The organism is Paenibacillus sp. E222 (assembly GCF_013401555.1).
In the GTDB taxonomy this organism is placed as follows: Bacteria; Bacillota; Bacilli; order Paenibacillales; family Paenibacillaceae; genus Paenibacillus.
In genome coordinates, this window is the sequence record NZ_CP058552.1 from 3,062,730 (window position 1) to 3,083,418 (window position 20,689).

Sequence of the window (20,689 nt, forward strand, 5' to 3'; positions counted from 1 at the left end):
GTTTATCATTCAATAATGATTATTATTCTCAATTAGAATAATCGAAATTGAAGGGGGATCACCAGAGATGAAAAAGAAATTGGGGTTATGGTTGGTAATGATATGTATGCTCGCAGTATTGGGAGCGTGCGGCAATAAAGAGGACGCGTCAGGGAATGCGGAGAATTCAGCTTCGACCGGAACCGAGGCGTCGACCAATGAAACGGACACAGCTGAGGCAGCTGAAGGCACACGAACCATTAAATACTTAGATAAAGAGTACACAGTCCCAACAGAAGTTAACCGTATTGTTATTACTGGTTCCATGGAAGCGATGGAGGATGCGCTGGTTCTTGATGTACATCCGGTAGGGGCAATTACTTTTGGCGGCGAATTCCCGGAGATGTATGCTTCTATCACGGATCAAGCTGAGTCCATTGGGCAGAAGATTGAGCCTAACTTTGAGACCATTTTGTCCCTGAAACCTGATATTATCTTGGGTTCCACCAAGTTTAAACCTGAAGTGGCCGAGCAGTTAAGTAAAATTGCGCCATTTATTCAGGTGTCCCATATTGCTACGGATTGGGAGTCGAACCTGAATCTGCTGGCTGAGCTGACAGGCAAGCAGGAACAGGCCAAACAGGAAATTGAACAGTATAGGGCTGCTCTGACTACTGCCCAGGCTAAATTAGGCGACAAACTTGAAAACAAAAAAGTGCTGGCAGTGCGTATTCGTAACGGACAAATGTATGTGTATCCTGAGTCTGTCTTTGTGAATCCGATTCTGTATGGAGACCTTGGATTCCAGGTTCCGGCCGAGATTCAGGCAGCCAAAGCACAGGAAGCACTTTCGGTAGAGAAGTTTGCAGAGATGAACCCGGATTATGTGTTTGTACAATTTGAGACATCCGAGAACTCAGATACCCCGAATGCCCTGACAGATCTGCAGAATAACCCGATTATCCAGAAGACAACTGCGCTGAAGGAAAATCATGCTTTTGTGAATGTCATTGATCCATTGGCTGAAGGCGGTCCGGCATGGAGTCGTATTGAATTCCTGAAAGCAGCAGTTGAGCAGTTATCCAAATAATTAGAGCAAGGCGTGTATACTCCTATGCAAAAAAGAAGATTGAATCCGGTGGTGCTGTTCGTAGCAGCACCTCTGTTCATTGCAGTTACCATTTTGGCGTCCGTGATGTACGGAGCCAAGAGCATTGACGTTTCGACCATAACGGCAGCCATTTTCCATTTTGATACAGACAGCATTGATCACCAGATCATCGTGTCATCACGGCTCCCGCGTGTTATTGGTGCTTTATTGATCGGGGCTTTTCTGGCGGTGTCAGGTGCGCTCATGCAGGGGATGACAAGAAACTATCTTGCATCCCCTTCCATTATGGGGGTATCCGATGGATCGGTAGTGGTCATCACCATATGTATGGTATTTATGCCGAACACGTCATCTCTTGGTCTAATATTTTACTCTTTGGTGGGATCGGCACTTGGAGCAGGACTGGTATTTCTCATAGCCTGGTTACTGCCGGGCGGCATGTCGCCTGTTCGGCTTGCCATTCTGGGCACGATTATTGGTACATTCCTCGGTGGTGTATCTCAGGCCGCGGCTACCTATTATCAGGTGTCTCAAACGATCAGTTTCTGGTATAACGCCAGATTGCATCAGATGGACCCTGGCATGATCAAGCTGATTATTCCATTTACTGTGGTGGGACTGGCGTTAGCCATCATTCTTTCCAAGTCTATTACCATTCTCTCGATGGGCGATGATGTGGCAACAAGCCTGGGGCAGCGTACCGGATGGGTTAAGGCTTTATCGATACTGAGTGTGGTTATCCTGACTGGAATATCTGTGGCTTTGGCGGGCAAAATCGCTTTTGTCGGTTTGTTGGTTCCGCATATTACCCGATTTCTCTTCGGGGTAGATTACCGCTGGATTATTCCGTGTTCCGCTCTGCTGGGCGGATTCTTTTTGGCCTGGTGTGACATCCTGAGTCGTTTCATTAACTCTCCGTTTGAAACACCAATTGGAGTAGTCACCGCATTATTTGGCGTTCCCTTCTTCCTTTATCTGATCAAAACCAAAGGAGGGGGAAAACATGCCTGAACCGCAGCGGGGAAGATTATGGGCCGTCATTTTCATAAGTTCAATAATCATTGCAGCAGCCGTTTATATCAGTTTGACTAACGGTGCGTTTGACATATCGGTGATGGATGTGGTCAAAACGTTATTGCGGCTGGACCCTGTCCATGAGCATGATCTGGTCATTTTTGATTTCAGGCTGCCGCGTATTGTCATTGCATTACTGCTTGGCCTGGGACTCGGGATTGCCGGAGCTGTTATTCAGGGCATCGCCCGCAATCCACTGGCTGACCCCGGCATGCTTGGGATTAACGCAGGTGCCGGAACAGCAATGGTGCTCTTTATGCTTCTGTTTCATGGGTCCATAACAGGTACAGGATGGTTGTCCATTATGGCGATGCCACTGTTTGGCCTGTTGGGTGGATTAACGGCAGTTATTCTCATCTTGTGGTTTGCACAGGAGCGCGGTCAGTTGGATTCCCAAAGGCTTATTCTGGTCGGGATTGCCATCGGTTCAGGTTTTAGTGCAATTACGCTTTATCTTTCCCTAAAGATGAACCCGTCCGATTTTGAGATGGCAACCGTCTGGCTGACCGGCAGCATCTATAATGCCAACTGGCGATACATATCGGCGATGATTCCGTGGCTGGTCCTGCTGATTCCGTTGCTTTGGGCTAAATCCCGTGTGCTGGATGTCATGCAGCTGCAGGAGGCCAGCAGCATGGGACTAGGCGTGGATGTCCATCGGGAGAGAAAAATATTGTTGCTGGGCAGCGTCGGGCTCGTGAGTGCCTGTGTTGCCGTATCCGGGAGCATCGGATTTGTTGGGTTAATCGCTCCTCATATTGCACGGCGGCTGGTGGGGCTTCACCATAAACGGGTCATTCCGATATCCGGGTTGGTTGGAATGGCAATGGTTGTTGTAGGGGATTTGATCGGCAAAACGGTGTTTGCCCCGGCAGAACTGCCTGTGGGCATCGTCATCTCCATTATTGGCGTTCCTTATTTCATCTATTTACTGCTCAAAAACCGGATGTAACAAGTCTGATTTGAAACAGGAGGGAAGGGTTCCATACATGAGTAAATGGGTACAGGAGTCGATTAATGGCTGGACGCTCCATCTGCTGCTTCCGCCATCTTACACAGAAGGAGATCGTCATTATCCGGTCGTTTATATTCAGGATGGAGGTGCGGTAGCCAAAGCCTGCAGCAATCTGCTGGATCATTCTTTTCGCTCCGGAAAACTGCCTGAATTGATTTTGGTCGGTATTGAACCTCACCATCGCAACGATGACTACACGCCATGGCCTGTACCAGCGCTGCATGCATCCTTTTCGGCCTTTGGCGGTCAGGGAATCATATATCTGAAGGCGATCACTGAGCAGCTAAAACCGTATGTGGACTCGTCTTACCGTACTCTTACAGATTCAGAGAATACAGGTATACTTGGCTGTTCGCTCGGTGGGCTGATCTCTCTGTTTGCGGCGATGGAATTCCCTCATATCTTTGGAAAGGTTGGGGCGTTATCAGCCTCAATGTGGTATGAAGGTTTCCTCGATTATATGAGTGACTATTGCTGGGCTGAACGCCGCGGGTTGAAGTTGTATATGTACGTTGGGAGTCTGGAAGGTGTGTACAAGGCTAATGCCCAAGCACAAATGCTGGAAAATACACGTTCTGCGTGTCGCATGATTTTGGCCCAGGGCTATCCTGCCGAGCGGCTGAATTACGTGGAGGAAGAGGGCGGGACGCATGATCTTTTATTTTTTGCCAAGCATCTGCCTGAAGCATTAACCTGGTTGTTTCAGTGAGCATAGGGCTTAGTAAGCGCTCATTCTGTTTGGATATCGTCACACCTCAGCTTGTCCTTCCGAATTCGCCCATGCTATATTGGGGAGATGTGAGGAGATGAGGATATGAAGCTGGTGTCCTGGAATGTAAATGGATTGCGGGCATGTGTTACCAAAGGATTCATGGATTATTATAACGAGAGTCAAGCCGATATTTTCTGTGTGCAGGAGACCAAGCTGCAGGCAGGACAGATCGAAATGGATCTGGGTGAAGACGTATATCAATACTGGAATTATGCTGTCAAAAAAGGATACTCCGGCACAGCCATATTTACCCGGATCAAGCCGCTATCTGTCTGGTACGGGATAGAGGAAGATAGTGAACCGGAAGGCCGAATGATTACGCTGGAGTTTGATCATTTTTATCTAATCAACGTATATACCCCCAATGCGAAGCGGGATCTGACCAGACTTCCTTACCGTTTGGAATGGGAGGATCGGTTCAGAGGGTACGTGCTGCAATTGGAGCAGACCAAGCCGGTTATCGTATGTGGTGACCTGAATGTAGCCCATCAGGAGATCGACCTGAAGAATCCGAAGCCGAATCTGGGCAACTCGGGATTCACGCTGGAAGAGCGAGGCAAGATGACCGATCTGCTGGCTGCCGGATATGTGGATAGCTTCCGCCATCTGTACCCGGATCGCACGGATGTGTTCAGCTGGTGGTCGTACATGCCCAAGGTAAGAGAGCGTAATGTTGGATGGCGGATCGATTATTTTCTTGTGTCCAATCAACTGGCTCCGAAGGTGTCAGATGCGCATATTGATTGCCATGTCATGGGCAGTGATCATTGCCCGGTCGGTCTCACGTTGCAATTGTAGATTGCAGAGGGTTTATTTGGCTTTTTACAAAATGAATATCATCAAAACCGCAGGTTTCCGTTATCGGGAATTTGCGGTTATTTTACGTTGTCTATATGATTATCTTCCCTTTGGTACAGGTCTCAATGGTATTTTTCATCCTGCGGGTAGGGGGTGGAACTAGACTTAGGTTGGGGAAAGAACTGGACCCGGGATCGTTCCGTTTCCACCCGTACTTGGGTAAGATTGAAGAATACATATAGAAGAAGAGCTGGGTAAGGGGTAGAGAACGATGAAGAAGGGGTTGCGGCGAGGATTGAAGGGGCTGGGTGGCCTGATGCTGGCAACAGGACTTCTGCTGCTGGCAGGAACCGCGTACGAGGCGTATCAGTCGACACAGGACATGAAATCTTACACTGCACCGGGCAAAATGTATGAGGTGAGCGGACGTAACATGCATCTCTATACAACGGGAAGAGGAAATGCGACGGTTGTTCTCGCTTCAGGCTGGGGTACGCCTAATCCGTATGTTGATTTCAGCCCGCTATATAACAAGTTGAAATCCCAGGTGAACATTGCGGTGTATGACCGGTTCGGTTACGGGTATAGCGATTATACGGATCGGCCACGTGATATCGATACCATTACGGAGGAAATTCATCAACTGCTGCGAGTATCCGGCCAACGTCCGCCATATATCATGGTAGGTCATTCTCTTGGATCGCTGGAGACCGTGCGATTCGCGCAAATGTATCCCGATGAGGTAGCAGGTATGGTCATGATTGATGGAGGAAGTCCCGAATATTACAGCACTGTGGCCATGGAGCCATCGGATTGGTATTTCGATTCAGCACGTTTTCTGGTGAAAACAGGCATTGCGCGTACATTGCTGCATTCGGATCGGATAACGGAATCCTTGGTCGTTAACCCGGATCTCGTTACGGAGTCAATGAGAAAGGCAGCCACCATTTCCACGCTCAAGCATGCTTACAATGACAACGTGATTGGAGAGATGCGCAATTCCAAGACGAACGCAGCCCGTATCCTGGAGCATAAAAAGGAATTCTCTTTCCCGTTAACCATTCTGACGGCCGGTTCAGAGAAATCAAGCGAAGGCAGCCGGGCATGGCAGGCAGATCAAGCCGATTTTGCTTCATGGTCCAGTCAAGGAACACAGGTCACTGTGGCACACGCCAAACACGATATTCATAATAGTCAGCCGGATATTGTCGCTAGTGAAATTTTGGAGTTGGTGAAGCGGTCCGGTGAACTATGAAGAACATGATCCAGCCAAAATATAGCAAACAGGATGAGGAGGTAGAATGGATGAAAAAGATCAGAATTGCATCAAGATTCCTTTCCTTACTCCTGGCAAGCTGTCTGTTGTCTCTAACGGTGTTGTCCGTCTCCGTCTTGTTTGCTACCTCTTCCGTGGATGCCATACCTTTTATCCATTCGGTTGGACGTGATTAGAATAAAAGGAATATATCAGGCCTTGCTGCTCTGCATGCAAGGTATTTCTATTTCACACTGGAAACCTGACAGTTTACATGGTATGTTATATAATTATACTGAACAGAGTATGCAACATTAGATGAAGACAGGAGAGGATTGAACATGGTCAAAGTTGGTATCGTCGGTTACGGAAATCTGGGCAAAGGTGTAGAGAAAGCGATTACTCAAAACCCGGATATGGAGCTCGTTGCTGTATTTACACGTCGTAACCCGGAGCAGATGGTTGCAGAAGGTATGGAGGTTCGTTTCGAGCACATCTCTGCTGCTGAGCAATACATAGGCAAAATTGATGTGATGATTCTGTGTGGAGGTTCGGCAACCGATCTTCCGGAGCAGACACCTGCAATTGCAAAATGGTTCAATACGGTGGATAGCTTCGATACACATGCCAAAATCCCTGAATTCTATAAAGAAGTTAACGCTGCGGCAGAGCAAGGTGGCCACGTGAGCGTCATTTCCACAGGTTGGGACCCGGGCTTGTTCTCCATGAACCGACTGCTTGCCCAATCGATCCTGCCAGAAGGTAAAGAGTACACGTTCTGGGGTAAAGGAGTAAGCCAAGGTCACTCCGATGCGATCCGTCGTGTTCCTGGCGTTAAGGCTGGTGTGCAATACACTGTACCTGTTGAAGAAGTAATCAACAGCATTCGTGCTGGGGAGACCCCAGAATTGACCACACGTGAGAAGCATCTGCGTCAATGTTATGTAGTTGCAGAAGCTGGTGCAAATCAGGACGAAATTCGTGAAACGATTGTATCCATGCCGAACTATTTCTCGGATTACGATACAACGGTGACGTTCATTACTGAAGAGCAATTAAAGGCTGAGCATGAAGGTATGCCACACGGTGGGTTTGTCATTCGCAGTGGAGTTACAGGCGCAGGCCAGAAACAAATTATTGAATTTGGTCTGAAGCTCGACAGCAATCCTGAATTTACAGCAAGTGTACTGGTGGCTTATGCAAGAGCCGCACAACGTTTGAGTCTGGAAGGACACAAAGGGGCTAAGACGGTATTTGATATTCCACTCGGTCACCTGTCTCCTAAATCGGCTGAGGACCTTCGCCGCGACTTGCTGTAGTCCGTTAATTCATTACCGCAGTTGTAAGTCCTGATTATGTATATCTAAAATGTAATACAACACAAATAGCTCGTCCTTCTAAAAAGAGGGACGAGCTATTTGCTGTACAAACGAATTAGTACCTATTCATGGTTTATTCATATTCATTCCTGATTCATACTTCATCTTGGGTTAGTCTTCCCTACAGCCAGTGTGAGGGAACGTTTAAATGATAAGGCAACTTGGTATCTGCATTGCCTGTTGCAGAGTTGAGCTGGGATTGTGTCAGAAAGATGCTGCCTCTCAGATCCGCTCCGCCCAGATTCGCATCCCGCAAGTCGGTCCCGATCAGATCGGTGTTTCTCATATCTGCATTTCGTAAATCAGCCGCTATCATTAAGGCACCTCTAAAGCTTGCACCCCGAAGGTCAGCGCCTTTAAGATTGGCACCCAGAAAGTCTCTTCCCGTACGCTTTTTGGTCTTCGATTGGGATGGTCCCTTACCCGAAGCTGGAACCTTTGCCCGCACCATCTCGCTGGCCTGTACAAGCAGTTCGTTCACCACCGCCCGATGTGCGGGAATATCGAGACGTAATATGGCAGATGGCTCCAGATCGGTTAGTCGTTCCGTTTCCCGATATACGTCCTTCAACGCGGCATGGATGGATGATGTTTCCGGCAGCTGAAGCATTTCATTGATATAGCTCATCATCTCATGAAGCTGCTTCATGACAGGCAAGCAATCGAACATCTCGGCAGCAGATTCGGGATGATTACGCCAATCCCTGCCCGCATATGTAATTTGTGATAGTTTCTGACCAGCCCCGAAACAATCGTAGACTGTGCAGCCCTTGAACCCCTTCTGTCGCAGCTGTGTATGGATACCACAGCGGTTATCGGTACGGAGATTGGGACAGGGGGTACCGCTGGATTTACCAAAAGCAAAGTCTGAGGATTTGCCATACGGCAAGGCAACACAGCATAGACCAAAACATTGCTCGCAGTCTGCACTTAAATGCAGAGTAGCCTGATTGCTACTGAATGCTTGATTAGTCATTTGTACACTTCCTTTAATTAAAAGACTTGCTATTTTAAGGTCATTACAACTTTACCATCAGGCTGAATTTCGATCAATATGCTGCTATGTAGAATAAATTCATAACAATATTTGTATGATAAAGATAAAGTTAAAAAAATAAATACAAACTTTACGTAAGTTACTTGACTAAATGAATTTAATTACTTATTATCAATATCAACAGAAGAAATTAAACCAAACGGATACAGGATGGTGTCAATATGGGCTTTATGGATAAATTATTCGGAAAAACAAACAACAACACACAAGAGGAGGAACAATCGATGTCGAAACTTAACATTGGAATTATTCTTGGGAGCACACGTGAGGGGCGTTTGAGTCCACAGGTTGGAGAATGGGTAAAACAGATTGCGGATGCACGTGGAGATGCCAACTATGAGATCGTGGATATTGCTGATTACAAGCTGCCTCTCTTGGGAGAAGCGGATGCAACGGAGCAGGCTACTGCCTGGAATGCGAAGCTGGCAAGTCTGGACGGGTTCGTATTCATTGTACAGGAGTATAACCACAGCATCTCCGCATCACTGAAAAATGCTTTGGATTATGCCCGTGAGGCATGGAATGACAAAGCTGCCGGGATTGTCAGTTACGGTTCAGTAGGTGGTGCACGTGCTGCAGAACATCTGCGGGGCATTCTAGGTGAGTTGTCGGTTGCTGATGTTCGTGTTCATCCCGCACTTTCGCTATTTACCGATTTTGATAACGGAACCTTCAAACCGGCTGATCTGCATTTGACGAACCTAAACGGTATGCTTGACCAAGTGCTGCCCTGGAGCGGAGCCCTGAAAACCATTCGTTCTTAAGCCATATCGTCGTTAGGAGCCGCCATTTTGGCGGCTTTTTGGGTTAGTCCGTATGCCGAGGTTCTGCATGTGTAAAAGTAGCAAAAGGGCAGCTCTCCCTGGGGAGAACTGCCCTTTATTATCTTAGGAAAAATGCCATTACACTGGCTGGAAAATTCCTGTGGTGAATGGGTTTACCTAAGTTAGACGATACCTTGTGCGAGCATGGCGTCTGCCACCTTCAGGAAGCCTGCGATGTTCGCTCCGGCAAGCAGGTTACCTGCACAGCCGTACTCATCCGCTGCCTGAACACAGCTGGTGTAGATGTTCGACATAATGTCATGCAGCTTAGCGTCCACTTCTTCAAATGACCAGGACAACCGCATGCTGTTCTGCGACATTTCAAGTGCGGACACGGCGACTCCACCAGCATTAGCCGCTTTGGCTGGTCCAAACAGAACGCCTTCTTTATGAAAAACGTCAATCGCAGCCAGAGTAGAAGGCATATTCGCCCCTTCACCGATCGCTTTAACTCCGCCTTGCACGAGCAATGCAGCAGCCTGTTCGTCGATTTCGTTTTGCGTTGCACAAGGCAGCGCGATATCACAAGGGATAGACCAGATGCCTTCACAGCCTTCGGTGTAGACGGCATGCGGATGTTCTTTGACATATTCGCTGATCCGCAGACGATCAACCTCTTTTAATCTTTTTACGGTATCCAGATTGATTCCTTGAGCGTCATAGATGTAACCCCCAGAGTCACTACACGCCACAACATTAGCTCCAAGCTCCTGAGCCTTCTGAATGGCATAAATGGATACATTACCCGAACCGGAGACGACCACTGTGCTGTCCTTGAAGCTCAGTCCTTTGGATGCCAGCATCTCCTTCACAAAGTACACGCATCCGAATCCTGTAGCTTCCTTACGGGCAAGACTTCCCCCGTACAGCAAGCCTTTACCTGTGAGTACGCCAGCTTCGTGTCCACCGCTGATACGTTTGTACTGTCCGAACATATAACCGATTTCCCGTGCACCTACACCAATGTCGCCGGCAGGTACGTCCGCATCGGAACCGATATATTTGTACAGCTCAGTCATGAAGCTTTGCGTGAAACGCATGACTTCCAGATCTGATTTTCCTTTTGGATCGAAGTCGGAACCACCTTTACCACCGCCGATTGGCAGGCCAGTCAGTGCATTTTTGAAAATTTGTTCGAACCCAAGGAATTTAACGATTCCCGAGTAAACGGAAGGGTGGAAACGAAGTCCGCCTTTGTAAGGTCCAATTGCGCTGTTGAACTGAACACGGAATCCACGGTTTACTTGCACCTTGCCTTGATCATCTACCCAAGGCACACGGAACGTAATGACACGTTCTGGTTCAACAAGCTGTTCAAGCAAGCCATTCTCCCGATATTTCGGATGAGCTGCAATGACCGGAATTAGCGAGTCCAGGATCTCTTTGACAGCCTGATGGAATTCACTTTCCTGTGGATTTCTGGCGATAACCGATTCGTAAACGGAATGAACATACTCTGCTGCAGATACTTGAGTTGAATCCTTAGTTATAGTCGACACTTTTTCAATGCACTCCTTTATTGTGTTAAAGTCTTGGGATGGCTATTTGTATAAATTGCATAAAAGTTTGTAGTTAAATATACATGAAACCCAATAAAAATACGAGATAAAAAGCCATAAAATGTTTTTTAAGGCTTATTAAAATCTTCTATGGATCTGTCATACGATGTGAAGGTTAGATATTGAAGACAGGCTGAACATTCCTTTAAGCGTTATATAACGTGAAGTTAACCGAATATACTGGATTAAAAAATTAGTTTTGGTAAGATGGTAGTAAGACCGCGGTATCCGTGGTTTTTTTATCTATATGAAGGAGGAGAGCAACATGATGAAGAAAAACATGCGAATCAACATGGAGAACAAGGCTTGTATAGGAGGTGAGATTTATTATGAACCATAGGTCCTCCTTTCAAAATTGCAGAGAAATGCTGGTGAACCAGCTCATTATATTCGGTGAAGAGAAAAGAACATTTCTCGACGCCTATTTTGACGTGCGTGATCCGGAACGTTCGCAGATGGAACGGCTGCTTGCCACCTATACAACGTGTGTGGAGAAGCTGCTCCTCGGTTCGGATGAAGCTCTGGACTCGGTGGTACTTATCGGTAGCTTGATCCGTTTTGAGTACGTTGACTTTCATACAGCTGATTCGTTCACCATTGTGATGCCGGATGACGCGGACCCGGATGCGGGGCATATTTCCTTTCTCTCCCCTGTGGGACGGCAGTTATTGCTTGGGCTCAAGGGAGAAGTGAGGTCGATTAATATACCGGCTGGCTCGATGCGAGTACGCATTATGGATATTGCGTTAAACAATGACTCTTTGAATCGGATGTCCACTGGGGGTGCAGATCATGCACTTTAAAGAGACGGATTTGCCGGGAATTGGACGCAAATATTGGCTGCATACACGCAGCGGTGAGCATTTGGTCATCGTCATCCATAATGATGAGCGGCGTGACCTGTTTCACATGGAATCAGGTGATTCGCCAGAAGAAATTGGAGACATGGTGTCACTGATCACATTAGATGATGATGAGGCCCGTGCGGTAGCGGCTATTGTCGGCGGCATGACGTACAAACCAACCTTTCAGGATGAACGTGAAGTTATGTTGGAGGGGCTGTTAATTGAGTGGCTCCGCATTGAGCCGAATTCTGAGAGTATAGGGAGAACGATCGGAGAACTGAATATTCGCCAGGCAACAGGAGCAGTTATTCTGGCTGTGGTGGAGAAGAACAGGACGAAGCAGTTTAATCCGGGTCCGGATTTTATCTTTACCGCGGGGTCTACGGTTGTTGTCGCTGGTGAACGGGATCAGATCAAACTGTTAAAACAGTTGTTATCCAATGGACGGCTCTAGCCTATGGATATGCTCATATTCGAAGTGGGAATTGCCGTTGCGCTGATTACACTTACGGGGCTAATATCTGCACGATTACGATTCTCGGTCATTCCTTTCTATATTCTGATTGGTATGGCTGTTGGACCGCATGCACCACAGATTGGCATTGTGGATTTACGTTTTATCGAAAGCTCATCCTTTATTGAATTTATGGGCAGGCTGGGCATTCTGTTTTTACTCTTTTATCTGGGACTTGAATTTTCGGTATCCCGTCTATTGAAGTCAGGTAAAGCCATTCTGACCGGAGGTATGTTCTACGTTGGCCTAAATTTTGCTTCCGGTCTGCTGCTGGGATGGTTCATGGAGCTGCCACTTAAGGAAACGTTGGTTGTCTGTGGTATCATGACGAGTTCTTCCACAGCTATTGTGGCTAAAGTACTCGTGGATCTGAAGCGAACGGCGAACCCGGAGACGGAGATTATTATGGGCATGATCATGTTTGATGATCTGTTCATCGCCATTCATATCTCCATCCTGACGGGACTTGTGCTTAGTGGGGCTACCTCATTCCTCAGCGTCCTGCTTGTATCCCTGTCCGCACTGCTATTTATTGTGCTATTTCTGATCATAGGCAGGAAATGCATCAAGTATATCGATAAGGCACTCAACATCAAGTCATCGGAGTTATTTCTGCTTACGGTTATGACGCTGCTCTTTCTGGTGGCGGGTTTCTCGGAAACATTGCATGTAGCCGAGGCGATTGGAGCTCTGATGATGGGGCTGGTTCTGGGAGAATCGAGACATGCCAGCCGAATTGAGCATCAGATCATGCCGTTCAAAGATTTCTTTGGAGCCATCTTCTTTTTCAGCTTTGGCCTGACCATTGAACCTTCCTCTCTCGGCGGAGCCGTTGGCATGACGCTCATTGCGGTGGTTCTGACGATTGCCAGCAACTACGGAGCAGGAATGATCGCTGGAAGACTGGCGGGGATGACTCCCAAGGCTTCTCTCAATGTGGGGTTCACGCTCGTATCCCGTGGAGAGTTCTCCATCATTATGGCGAACATCGGCAAGGCAGGAGGCCTGATGGCTTCCATACAGTCTTTTGCCGTGTTATATGTGTTAATTCTGGCGGTGCTCGGCCCGATTCTGACAAAAGAATCACCCTGGATCTACAGTCAATATGCCCGCTTGAGGAAAAGAATGAAACGAAGGCAGACAGAGTGAATCTATGCGAACTGTTCCTGCCTTTGTGAAGAGGATAGGATAGCCAAAAAACAAATGTGACTCTGTATTGAGTTTCTGGGCTCGGGTCCATAAGCGTCACACCGCATGGAGAAGTGAATTTCTCCCCGGTGTGGCGCTTTTCTTTTTATGGAATAGATGAGTACCTTAGCGGGTCTAAACACCTAATTCAAGTGAGGTAAACATGTTGTTTTCATGCTCGGGGAAGGGGTGAGACTAGGGCGGGACTTTGGAAGCAATTTAGCTGATTAGATTGAAAATAATAATAATTTATGTAAAATAATGTTATATTCGAATCTAACAACCTAGCAATCTAGCATGTATCTGACGACAGGAGGATTTTGACATGAATCAAAAAAGCAGATTTCAACGGTTAAAATGGGTAGGTACCACGTTATTGTTAGGCTTAGTGCTGTTTGCATTGCCGGCATCTGCTGCATGGAATGATACATACAAAGGTTACGCTACTTACACAGGTTCAGGATACTCGGGAGGAGCTCTACTATTAGACCCTATTCCTGCGGACATGAAAATTACGGCACTTAATCCATATCAGCTTAATTATAATGGCATCAAGGCTGCGCTGGCGGGAGCGTATCTGGAGGTGCAAGGTCCCAAAGGCAAAACGACCGTATATGTAACGGATCTGTATCCTGAGGGAGCCAGTGGTGCGCTGGATCTTTCACCAAATGCCTTTAACCTGATCGGGGACCCGAAGGCAGGCAAAATCGATATCAGTTGGAAAGTCGTAAAAGCTCCGGTCAAAGGTAACGTTTCCTATCGGATCAAAGAAGGCAGCAGTCAGTGGTGGGCAGCGATCCAGGTTCGGAATCATAAATATCCGGTGCTGAAGCTCGAAGTGAAGCAAAAGGACGGCACATGGCTCAATCTGGAGAAACAGGACTATAATCATTTCCTGGGAACTGGACTGGGTAAAGAAAAATTGAACATTCGCATCACCGATATTCGCGGGCAGGTAGTGAGTGATACCCTTCCGGCTTTGCCTGAAAGTGGATCGGGTGGAGCCTATATTGTACCGGGTAATGTACAGTTTCCGGATTGACAGAGGTAGGAAGATTTCTTGGAAAGAATCATGCTCAAAAGTATGCTTAATGAAAAGTCGTGCAATGCACGGCTTTTTTTGGTTATATAAGATGATGCTCACGCAACTGAATTAAATGGGTTTTACGACAAGAGGAGAATGTACAGCATGGATAATCTGCCTTCATATCATTCATCACATCATTATTGGAAACAGTATCAAGCCTTCTTCCCGGAACAATTCAGGCTAGGGGACCATGCGAATCCTGAAGAGGAGTGGTGGGAATTGAACGGGGTTCATCTGCACATCGATCGTCTGCCCGCGCCCGATTCGCCGATCAAAATTCTGTTCATTCATGGAGCCGGAGGCAATGGCAGGTTGCTCGCTCCTTATGCTCGAATGTTGCAGCTCCGAGGCTATGAGGTCATATCGCCAGATCTTCCACCGTATGGACTGAGCTATCCGTTGCCTGGGACACGCCTCAATTATGAACTATGGATCAAGCTGCTTGTTTCACTCGCTGATCGGGAATTTAGGAAAGACGGCAAGCCGATCGTGGCGTTGGGAAGCAGCATCGGAGGCATGCTGGCTTATCACACGAGTGCACGCAGTGAGCACGTACAAGGCTTGATCGTAACCACTTTTGTGGACACGAGTGATGCTGATATGCGTGACCAGCTTGCACCAAACCGTCTGGTGAGCCGATGGGGCAAACGTATGATGGATCAGTTTCCTGCTTTACTGGATCATATGCGGATCTCTGTGAAGCAAGTATCACGTATGCAGCTGATTACCAATAATTCGGATTTGACCCGACTTATTATGAATGATCCACAGGCGGCAGCGACACGTGTACCGTTGGAACTGTTAAGAACATTCCTGAATAAGAATCCGGAGGTAGACCCGGAACAGTTTGACCAATGTCCTGTACTGCTGGTTCACCCCGAACTGGACCCGATGACACCATTACGGTTCAGCCAATCTTTTTTTGATCGATTGAAGGTGGAAAAGGAATGCGTAGTATTGGAAGGAGCGGGCCACTTCCCTATAGAACAGCCAGGGCTGAATCAATTGGAGCAAGCCGTGTTACGATTTTTACATCAGATTCAAGCACAGCATTCATGAAAGTTGAATTCGAATGTTCTCTATATGAACCGCGACCCCACCCACTTGAATCTTTGTAATTTCATTGGAAATGCCCAGTGTTAATCTCGCTCGAATCTCCGAGGGGCGGTCCATGGTGTATCCTTGTCTAATCGTATAGGTTGTATCGTGGGGATCTGAAAGTTGATTGTATTTATGTAAATAACAGAGTAAAGCACCGTTAGATGTACCTGTTGCGCTCTCTTCCGGGATATCGTAGAGGGGAGCAAAATTCCGGCATTCTGCCAGAGTGCTCTCTTCATCTGGTTCAAGTGCAAATACGTGATAACCTACGACATGGTTAGCTTTGCTCATTTTAGCGATAAGCTGAAGATCAGGAATGATTTTTGACAGAACATCAACATGGTTAACCGCAATCAAGATATCGCGCAATCCGGTAGATACGATCTGTACAGGTAGTTCGGCATGTAAATCATGTGTAGAAATACTCAGAGAATCTGCAATGTCTTGTCGGTCAATGAGCTCTCCGAACTCCGGAAGTGTCTGAGACAGATAGACTTCACCATTGTTCTGGACAACGACTTCAAGTATTCCGGCTAACGTCTCCAACGTGTATACACCTACATCAACGATATGCTGTGCTTTCATTAAATAAAATAAGGCAATCGTTGCATGTCCACATAGATCAACTTCATCACTAGGGGTGAAGTAACGAACTTTGAAATCAGCCTGATCCGATGGCATAACAAACGCGGTCTCTGAAAATCCGACTTGTCTGGCAATCTTCTGCATCTGAGAGTCTGATAAATGTTCTGCTTGTAAAACAACGCCTGCGGGGTTTCCACCGAGAGGCTTGTCCGAAAATGCATGTAATGTACTTACTTCAATTTCCACATCGCTACCTCGCTTGTTCAGTTATTTAGGTTCAACCGTTCTCCATTATATCACGGTTCCTGATCTGGATTGTGAACCCAAACATGCTGCGAATTCATGAATATAGGTCAACTGAACGTCCGGGAAGGGTAATGAAGAAGGAGAGCATAACGATAATTCTATGGAAAGGCTGGGATCTCTAATGAAAGCAATTGTGATTGAAAAGTTCGGTGGAGCGGAACAATTGAAGGAAAAGGAAATGCCCAAGCCGGCCTGTGGAGTGAATCAGGTGCTGATCCGCATTCATGCTACTTCTGTGAACCCGGTGGATTTCAAAGTCAGACAAGGGCATATGAAAGAGGCAGCGGATTCTTTCCCACTAATATTGGGCGGGGATGTTGCCGGTACGGTGACTGAAGCGGGTTCAAATGTGGCAAGGTTCAGAGCGGGAGATCGTGTATTTGCCCGTCCTCGTCATTTCGGGACCTATGCAGAATATGTGGCCGTGGATGCGGACATCATTGCCCGTATCCCAGAAAATCTGAGCTTCGAGGAAGCAGCTGCCATACCGCTAGCAGCCATGACGGCCTGGCAGGCACTTGTCGACCATGGACGACTTGCCAAAGGGCAGAAGGTTCTCATTCATGCGGGAGCAGGTGGTGTAGGAACCTATGCCATCCAGATTGCCAAATATCTTGGCGCTGAAGTGTCCTCCACCGCAAGTGAATCGAATGAGGAATTGCTTCGTTCGCTGGGAGTGGACCATTTCATCAATTATAAAAAAGAAGACTTCTCGGAAATTCTCTCGGGGTACGATGTCGTGCTGGACACGATGGGTGGCGACATTCAGCGTGATAGCTTCAAGGTATTAAAGCCCGGTGGGCATCTGATATCGCTGGTGGAACAGCCGGATGAAACGCTGGCTAAGGAAACTGGTGTAACCGCCAATGTGTTCATGATGGAACCCAAAGGGGACCAACTCGATCAGTTGGCCGAGCTCGCTGCTGAGGGCAAGCTGAGACCCATCATTGATGAGATATACCCCTTGAGTGAACAAGGACTGCGTGAAGCGCACGAAAAAAGCGAAACCCATCACACACGCGGGAAACTGGTCATTCGAGTAGAATAGACGAGGATTGACGTTAAATGTTTCAAGTTAGATTTTTGTTTCTGATGTACACCTCCTAAAATTCACACGAAAATACCCATATGGGGAACCAGTGATATTTTAGGAGGTGTATCTTGTATGCGGAAAAAGAGCACTGAATAATATAATTTGAAAGAATGGAATATTACGGTATATACTTGAAGTAAGTGTTGAAAGGAATGAGAACGATGTAGTATATGAAGACTTAGATCCCAAGGCCAGATCTCCGCCTTAATTCATATATGAGTGAGGTAGGAGTAAATAAACCTTAGGAGGATCTATAATGGAAAATAATATTTGGACAGGTCATAAAGTTAGATTACGTGCAATTCTCCCAACTGATTGGGATAAGTTCCACAATAATGATTCTGATTCTGACTGTGCTAGACTTTGCGATGTAATAAATTTCCCAAGATCGGAAGAGGGTACAAAAGCTTGGGCTGAACACCAGGCATCCCGTGGTCCTGATGGGGATAAAATTATGCTCGCGGTCGAGACTTTAGATGGAGTATTAGTGGGAAGCATAAGTTCGAATAACTGTGATACCCGAAATGGAACTTTTACGTACGGTGTTGCTATCTTCAGAGAATTCTGGCGCAATGGTTATGCATCAGAAGCTGTAAAAATATTGTTGCGATATTACTTTGAAGAGTTACGCTATCAGAAAGTTACTGCACATGTTTATGCTTTTAATCAAGGTTCACTAGAACTTCATGAGCGTCTTGGATTTGTCCAAGAAGGGAAACTCAGAAATATGGTATTCACTAATGGACAGCATTACGATGAATATCTATATGGTTTGACTAAAAGTGAGTACTCGAAAATGAAGATATGAGAGTAGGCTACCCTAGCGGTAGCCTTTTTTCGAATAACGGGAAACGAAAATTTAACTCTGAGGCGGGATGTAGGCGATTTGTTGATGTTCATTTTCAAATGTAAATCTCAGAACATGATCCTCTAAAAGGGGTCTTGGTACTAGGTCTCGAATAAGATAGATGTCCCAAAATTTGTATGAATGGGATTAAGCTAACCCTTACTTTAATAAAGGTGTATAGGTAGCCAATATGAAATTGAAATACAATGAGGAGGTTTTATCTGATGATTGATGTTTTTGCTGTATCAGACATAATTGTAAAACATATTAAGACTCATTATCCTCAAGATGTTGCAATTGTCGGATATTACGGATCATATTTGCAGGGGCGAGCGACTGAACGTTCGGATTTGGATTTCTTCTTCATTCCGGCGACAGCCAGGGGTAGAGAAGTGGAGTGCCAGTTTATGATCGAAGGCATAAGTTTTGATTTCTGGCCCATCGGATGGGGTCGTGCTGAAAGAATGGCAACATCTGAAGAATGGAATACGACGATTATAGCAGATTGTGAATTGTTATATGTCCGATCAGATGATGATCTGGCCAGGTTCATGGAACTTCGCGAAACAATATCCAAGATGGGGAGTAAATCCAACGCATCGGATATGATCAGCAAAGCTGAGTCCGTATTAAAGGAATGCTTTATCAGCATAGCTAAAATGCGTCTTTCCAAAAACACCAAGGACCTGTCCTATTGTCGAACCCACGCTCAAAAGATTGCGGGAAACATTTTCATGTCGCTTGGCTTTTTGAACCAAATTTACTATAAACGCAGTTGGGGTCACTATCGTGAGCAAGTTAGAAATCTTCCCATTAAACCGGATCAACTGGACCCATACCTTGATACAATGATGTTCAGCCTTTCTCCAGATGAAATAGTATCAGCGTGCGAGAATCTGACAGCGGATACACTTGGTCTCATATCGGAGCGACAAAACAGCCAAGAAGAGACTCGCTCTTATAAAGAGCAACTGCGAGGGTACTACGAAGAGGAAAAAGGGATGGTGAATAAACTGTTAACTGCGTGCGAAAAAGGCCATTACGAAACAGCCTTCTTCGTTGCTATTGGGCTGCAAGACGGGTTATCCCGAATATTGTATGCGGCGGAAAAGGGGCGTTGGCCTGGTATGATGGACTTGGGTGAGCATCGCGAATTTTACGTTAATTATGGGTATCCAGATCTGGTTGCACTGTTAAATCCAAACGATTTTGAACCATTACGATTAGCCGTCCTGCAGCTTATAGATCAGTTGGAGAATCATCTCAAAAGAGAAGGCGTATCTATCAACCAGTTCGACTCTGTTGCTGAGTTCGAATCATTTTACATAAACCGAGTTTGAGGATATAGCCATGAAACAGTGAATTTTATAAAGCTAAGATGTTTCGTAATTAAGAATTACAGTACCTTTTTTCGAAGAGAAGGCCGCCCGCAAAAGGGGAGTTCTAAAAATAATGGGGACTATACTCTGGAGAATTCAAACCAAAAAGGGATTGAACCCACTATATGAGCTAATTGATTATGATCAATTTTAAAAAACTTTACTGACGGAAGATGTCAGTAAAGTTTTTTTATAATAGGGGTATCGACTAGAAGGGAAGTGCACTATGCATACCAAAAAAGCATATCTTTATGTATTTGATACGATGTCAGACTGGGAGGTTGGTTATTTAATTGCTGAACTAAACTCGGGAAGGTATTTTAAAAAGGGGCTGGCGCCGATAGAGGTGGTTGCTGTTGGTGTTGATAAAAGTCCAGTGACTACCATGGGAGGATTGGAAATATTACCTCACATTTCAGTTGCTGAGTGTATGGTGGAAAGTACGGATGTGTTGATTCTTCCAGGCGGGAATACTTGGATGGAATCCATTCACGAGCCTATATTGAAAAAAGCTTCGACATCTTTGGAAAAAGGTCATGTTGTTGCGGCAATATGTGGTGCAACCGTTGGTCTTGCGAGGACAGGATTGCTAGACTCCAGAAGGCATACAAGCAATGATCTGGAATATTTGAAAATGATTTGTCCTCATTATATTGGAGAAAAATACTATGAAATGGTACCTTCCGTAACGGATGATAATTTAGTTACAGCATCAGGCATAGCTCCGTTGGAATTTGCGATGCATGTATTAAAGGTGCTAGATGTATTTACACCGGAGACTTTAGATTCTTGGTTCAATCTATATCAGACTCATGAACCGAAATACTTCTTCGAGTTAATGAATTCGATCAAATAGCTGACATTCGATATTTTCGCATGGAGTGGAATACGATATAATAGTAACAATTTATTCCATTCTAT

The 20,689-nt window shown here is 46.1% G+C and carries 21 protein-coding genes; 18 read left to right on the forward strand and 3 right to left on the reverse strand.

Annotation, left to right across the window (positions count from 1 at the left end):
- Window positions 1-67: 67 nt before the first annotated feature.
- The 8 genes from HW560_RS13675 (at window position 68) to HW560_RS13710 (ending at window position 7,323) form a co-directional block, all read left to right on the forward strand.
- Window positions 68-1,069 carry an ABC transporter substrate-binding protein gene (locus HW560_RS13675; RefSeq protein ID WP_179263482.1) on the forward strand — a complete coding sequence of 334 codons (1,002 nt, stop codon included), beginning with the start codon at window positions 68-70 and terminating at the stop codon, window positions 1,067-1,069.
- 24 nt (window positions 1,070-1,093) lie between these two features.
- Window positions 1,094-2,101, forward strand: a complete 1,008-nt coding sequence (locus HW560_RS13680; RefSeq protein ID WP_179263484.1) for a FecCD family ABC transporter permease — start codon at window positions 1,094-1,096, stop codon at window positions 2,099-2,101.
- Window positions 2,094-3,116 (forward strand): FecCD family ABC transporter permease, encoded by a 1,023-nt coding sequence (locus HW560_RS13685; protein WP_179263486.1) that lies wholly within the window; start codon window positions 2,094-2,096, stop codon window positions 3,114-3,116. Before HW560_RS13680 ends, HW560_RS13685 begins: the two co-directional genes overlap by 8 nt.
- Window positions 3,117-3,153: 37 nt before the next feature.
- Complete coding sequence (locus HW560_RS13690; protein WP_179263488.1) at window positions 3,154-3,888, forward strand: alpha/beta hydrolase; 735 nt, start codon at window positions 3,154-3,156, stop codon at window positions 3,886-3,888.
- A 105-nt stretch (window positions 3,889-3,993) separates the two neighbouring features.
- Window positions 3,994-4,749 (forward strand): exodeoxyribonuclease III, encoded by a 756-nt coding sequence (locus tag HW560_RS13695; protein WP_179263490.1) that lies wholly within the window; start codon window positions 3,994-3,996, stop codon window positions 4,747-4,749.
- A gap of 271 nt (window positions 4,750-5,020) precedes the next feature.
- The gene (locus tag HW560_RS13700) at window positions 5,021-6,004 is read left to right on the forward strand and encodes an alpha/beta hydrolase (RefSeq protein WP_179263492.1); all 984 of its coding nucleotides are present in this window, start codon (window positions 5,021-5,023) and stop codon (window positions 6,002-6,004) included.
- Between the two features lie 50 nt (window positions 6,005-6,054).
- The gene (locus HW560_RS13705; RefSeq protein WP_179263494.1) at window positions 6,055-6,201 is read left to right on the forward strand and encodes a hypothetical protein; all 147 of its coding nucleotides are present in this window, start codon (window positions 6,055-6,057) and stop codon (window positions 6,199-6,201) included.
- A gap of 144 nt (window positions 6,202-6,345) precedes the next feature.
- On the forward strand, window positions 6,346-7,323 hold the full coding sequence (locus HW560_RS13710) for a diaminopimelate dehydrogenase (RefSeq protein ID WP_373564984.1): 978 nt from the start codon (window positions 6,346-6,348) through the stop codon (window positions 7,321-7,323).
- A 181-nt stretch (window positions 7,324-7,504) separates the two neighbouring features.
- On the opposite strand, the gene HW560_RS13715 is transcribed toward HW560_RS13710, so the two are convergent.
- Window positions 7,505-8,359 carry a pentapeptide repeat-containing protein gene (locus HW560_RS13715; RefSeq protein ID WP_179263498.1) on the reverse strand — a complete coding sequence of 285 codons (855 nt, stop codon included), beginning with the start codon at window positions 8,357-8,359 and terminating at the stop codon, window positions 7,505-7,507.
- Window positions 8,360-8,664: 305 nt separating this feature from the next.
- Between HW560_RS13715 and HW560_RS13720 the strand changes: the two genes are divergently transcribed.
- On the forward strand, window positions 8,665-9,204 hold the full coding sequence (locus tag HW560_RS13720) for an NADPH-dependent FMN reductase (protein WP_179263500.1): 540 nt from the start codon (window positions 8,665-8,667) through the stop codon (window positions 9,202-9,204).
- A 182-nt stretch (window positions 9,205-9,386) separates the two neighbouring features.
- Here the strand turns inward: HW560_RS13720 and gdhA are convergent, their stop codons facing one another.
- The gene (gene gdhA, locus HW560_RS13725) at window positions 9,387-10,763 is read right to left on the reverse strand and encodes an NADP-specific glutamate dehydrogenase (RefSeq protein WP_024628646.1); all 1,377 of its coding nucleotides are present in this window, start codon (window positions 10,761-10,763) and stop codon (window positions 9,387-9,389) included.
- Window positions 10,764-11,152: 389 nt separating this feature from the next.
- Here gdhA and HW560_RS13730 point away from each other — a divergent pair, with 389 nt between their 5' ends.
- From HW560_RS13730 to HW560_RS13750, 5 genes are all read left to right on the forward strand, one after another.
- Window positions 11,153-11,626 carry a GreA/GreB family elongation factor gene (locus HW560_RS13730; protein ID WP_090903776.1) on the forward strand — a complete coding sequence of 158 codons (474 nt, stop codon included), beginning with the start codon at window positions 11,153-11,155 and terminating at the stop codon, window positions 11,624-11,626.
- Entirely contained in the window at window positions 11,616-12,122 is a 507-nt protein-coding gene (locus tag HW560_RS13735) for a cation:proton antiporter regulatory subunit (protein ID WP_090903775.1), read from the forward strand. Before HW560_RS13730 ends, HW560_RS13735 begins: the two co-directional genes overlap by 11 nt.
- Before the next feature lie 3 nt (window positions 12,123-12,125).
- The gene (locus HW560_RS13740) at window positions 12,126-13,331 is read left to right on the forward strand and encodes a cation:proton antiporter (protein ID WP_090903774.1); all 1,206 of its coding nucleotides are present in this window, start codon (window positions 12,126-12,128) and stop codon (window positions 13,329-13,331) included.
- 364 nt (window positions 13,332-13,695) lie between these two features.
- Window positions 13,696-14,412, forward strand: coding sequence for an expansin ExlX (locus HW560_RS13745; protein ID WP_090903773.1), 717 nt, complete (start codon window positions 13,696-13,698; stop codon window positions 14,410-14,412).
- A 147-nt stretch (window positions 14,413-14,559) separates the two neighbouring features.
- Window positions 14,560-15,516 (forward strand): alpha/beta hydrolase, encoded by a 957-nt coding sequence (locus tag HW560_RS13750; RefSeq protein WP_179263502.1) that lies wholly within the window; start codon window positions 14,560-14,562, stop codon window positions 15,514-15,516.
- On the opposite strand, the gene HW560_RS13755 is transcribed toward HW560_RS13750, so the two are convergent.
- The gene (locus tag HW560_RS13755) at window positions 15,511-16,389 is read right to left on the reverse strand and encodes a PhzF family phenazine biosynthesis protein (RefSeq protein WP_179263504.1); all 879 of its coding nucleotides are present in this window, start codon (window positions 16,387-16,389) and stop codon (window positions 15,511-15,513) included. The genes HW560_RS13750 and HW560_RS13755 overlap by 6 nt on opposite strands.
- A 181-nt stretch (window positions 16,390-16,570) precedes the next feature.
- Here HW560_RS13755 and HW560_RS13760 point away from each other — a divergent pair, with 181 nt between their 5' ends.
- The 4 genes from HW560_RS13760 to HW560_RS13775 all read left to right on the forward strand — a co-directional run bounded on the left by HW560_RS13760 (window position 16,571) and on the right by HW560_RS13775 (window position 20,624).
- Complete coding sequence (locus HW560_RS13760) at window positions 16,571-17,497, forward strand: NADP-dependent oxidoreductase (protein WP_179263506.1); 927 nt, start codon at window positions 16,571-16,573, stop codon at window positions 17,495-17,497.
- 301 nt (window positions 17,498-17,798) lie between these two features.
- Window positions 17,799-18,350 carry a GNAT family N-acetyltransferase gene (locus tag HW560_RS13765; protein ID WP_179263508.1) on the forward strand — a complete coding sequence of 184 codons (552 nt, stop codon included), beginning with the start codon at window positions 17,799-17,801 and terminating at the stop codon, window positions 18,348-18,350.
- Window positions 18,351-18,613: 263 nt separating this feature from the next.
- Complete coding sequence (locus HW560_RS13770; protein ID WP_090903768.1) at window positions 18,614-19,729, forward strand: nucleotidyltransferase domain-containing protein; 1,116 nt, start codon at window positions 18,614-18,616, stop codon at window positions 19,727-19,729.
- Window positions 19,730-19,994: 265 nt separating this feature from the next.
- The gene (locus tag HW560_RS13775) at window positions 19,995-20,624 is read left to right on the forward strand and encodes a type 1 glutamine amidotransferase family protein (protein ID WP_090903767.1); all 630 of its coding nucleotides are present in this window, start codon (window positions 19,995-19,997) and stop codon (window positions 20,622-20,624) included.
- Window positions 20,625-20,689 lie beyond the last annotated feature (65 nt).

Bases quoted from the DNA above. Each gene is read 5' to 3' on its own strand.
- HW560_RS13675 (WP_179263482.1), top strand. From the start codon at position 68: ATGAAAAAGAAATTGGGGTTATGGTTGGTAATGATATGTATGCTCGCA.
- HW560_RS13680 (WP_179263484.1), top strand. From the start codon at position 1,094: ATGCAAAAAAGAAGATTGAATCCGGTGGTGCTGTTCGTAGCAGCACCT.
- HW560_RS13685 (WP_179263486.1), top strand. From the start codon at position 2,094: ATGCCTGAACCGCAGCGGGGAAGATTATGGGCCGTCATTTTCATAAGT.
- HW560_RS13690 (WP_179263488.1), top strand. From the start codon at position 3,154: ATGAGTAAATGGGTACAGGAGTCGATTAATGGCTGGACGCTCCATCTG.
- HW560_RS13695 (WP_179263490.1), top strand. From the start codon at position 3,994: ATGAAGCTGGTGTCCTGGAATGTAAATGGATTGCGGGCATGTGTTACC.
- HW560_RS13700 (WP_179263492.1), top strand. From the start codon at position 5,021: ATGAAGAAGGGGTTGCGGCGAGGATTGAAGGGGCTGGGTGGCCTGATG.
- HW560_RS13705 (WP_179263494.1), top strand. From the start codon at position 6,055: ATGAAAAAGATCAGAATTGCATCAAGATTCCTTTCCTTACTCCTGGCA.
- HW560_RS13710 (WP_373564984.1), top strand. From the start codon at position 6,346: ATGGTCAAAGTTGGTATCGTCGGTTACGGAAATCTGGGCAAAGGTGTA.
- HW560_RS13715 (WP_179263498.1), bottom strand. From the start codon at position 8,359: ATGACTAATCAAGCATTCAGTAGCAATCAGGCTACTCTGCATTTAAGT.
- HW560_RS13720 (WP_179263500.1), top strand. From the start codon at position 8,665: ATGTCGAAACTTAACATTGGAATTATTCTTGGGAGCACACGTGAGGGG.
- HW560_RS13730 (WP_090903776.1), top strand. From the start codon at position 11,153: ATGAACCATAGGTCCTCCTTTCAAAATTGCAGAGAAATGCTGGTGAAC.
- HW560_RS13735 (WP_090903775.1), top strand. From the start codon at position 11,616: ATGCACTTTAAAGAGACGGATTTGCCGGGAATTGGACGCAAATATTGG.
- HW560_RS13740 (WP_090903774.1), top strand. From the start codon at position 12,126: ATGGATATGCTCATATTCGAAGTGGGAATTGCCGTTGCGCTGATTACA.
- HW560_RS13745 (WP_090903773.1), top strand. From the start codon at position 13,696: ATGAATCAAAAAAGCAGATTTCAACGGTTAAAATGGGTAGGTACCACG.
- HW560_RS13750 (WP_179263502.1), top strand. From the start codon at position 14,560: ATGGATAATCTGCCTTCATATCATTCATCACATCATTATTGGAAACAG.
- HW560_RS13760 (WP_179263506.1), top strand. From the start codon at position 16,571: ATGAAAGCAATTGTGATTGAAAAGTTCGGTGGAGCGGAACAATTGAAG.
- HW560_RS13765 (WP_179263508.1), top strand. From the start codon at position 17,799: ATGGAAAATAATATTTGGACAGGTCATAAAGTTAGATTACGTGCAATT.
- HW560_RS13770 (WP_090903768.1), top strand. From the start codon at position 18,614: ATGATTGATGTTTTTGCTGTATCAGACATAATTGTAAAACATATTAAG.
- HW560_RS13775 (WP_090903767.1), top strand. From the start codon at position 19,995: ATGCATACCAAAAAAGCATATCTTTATGTATTTGATACGATGTCAGAC.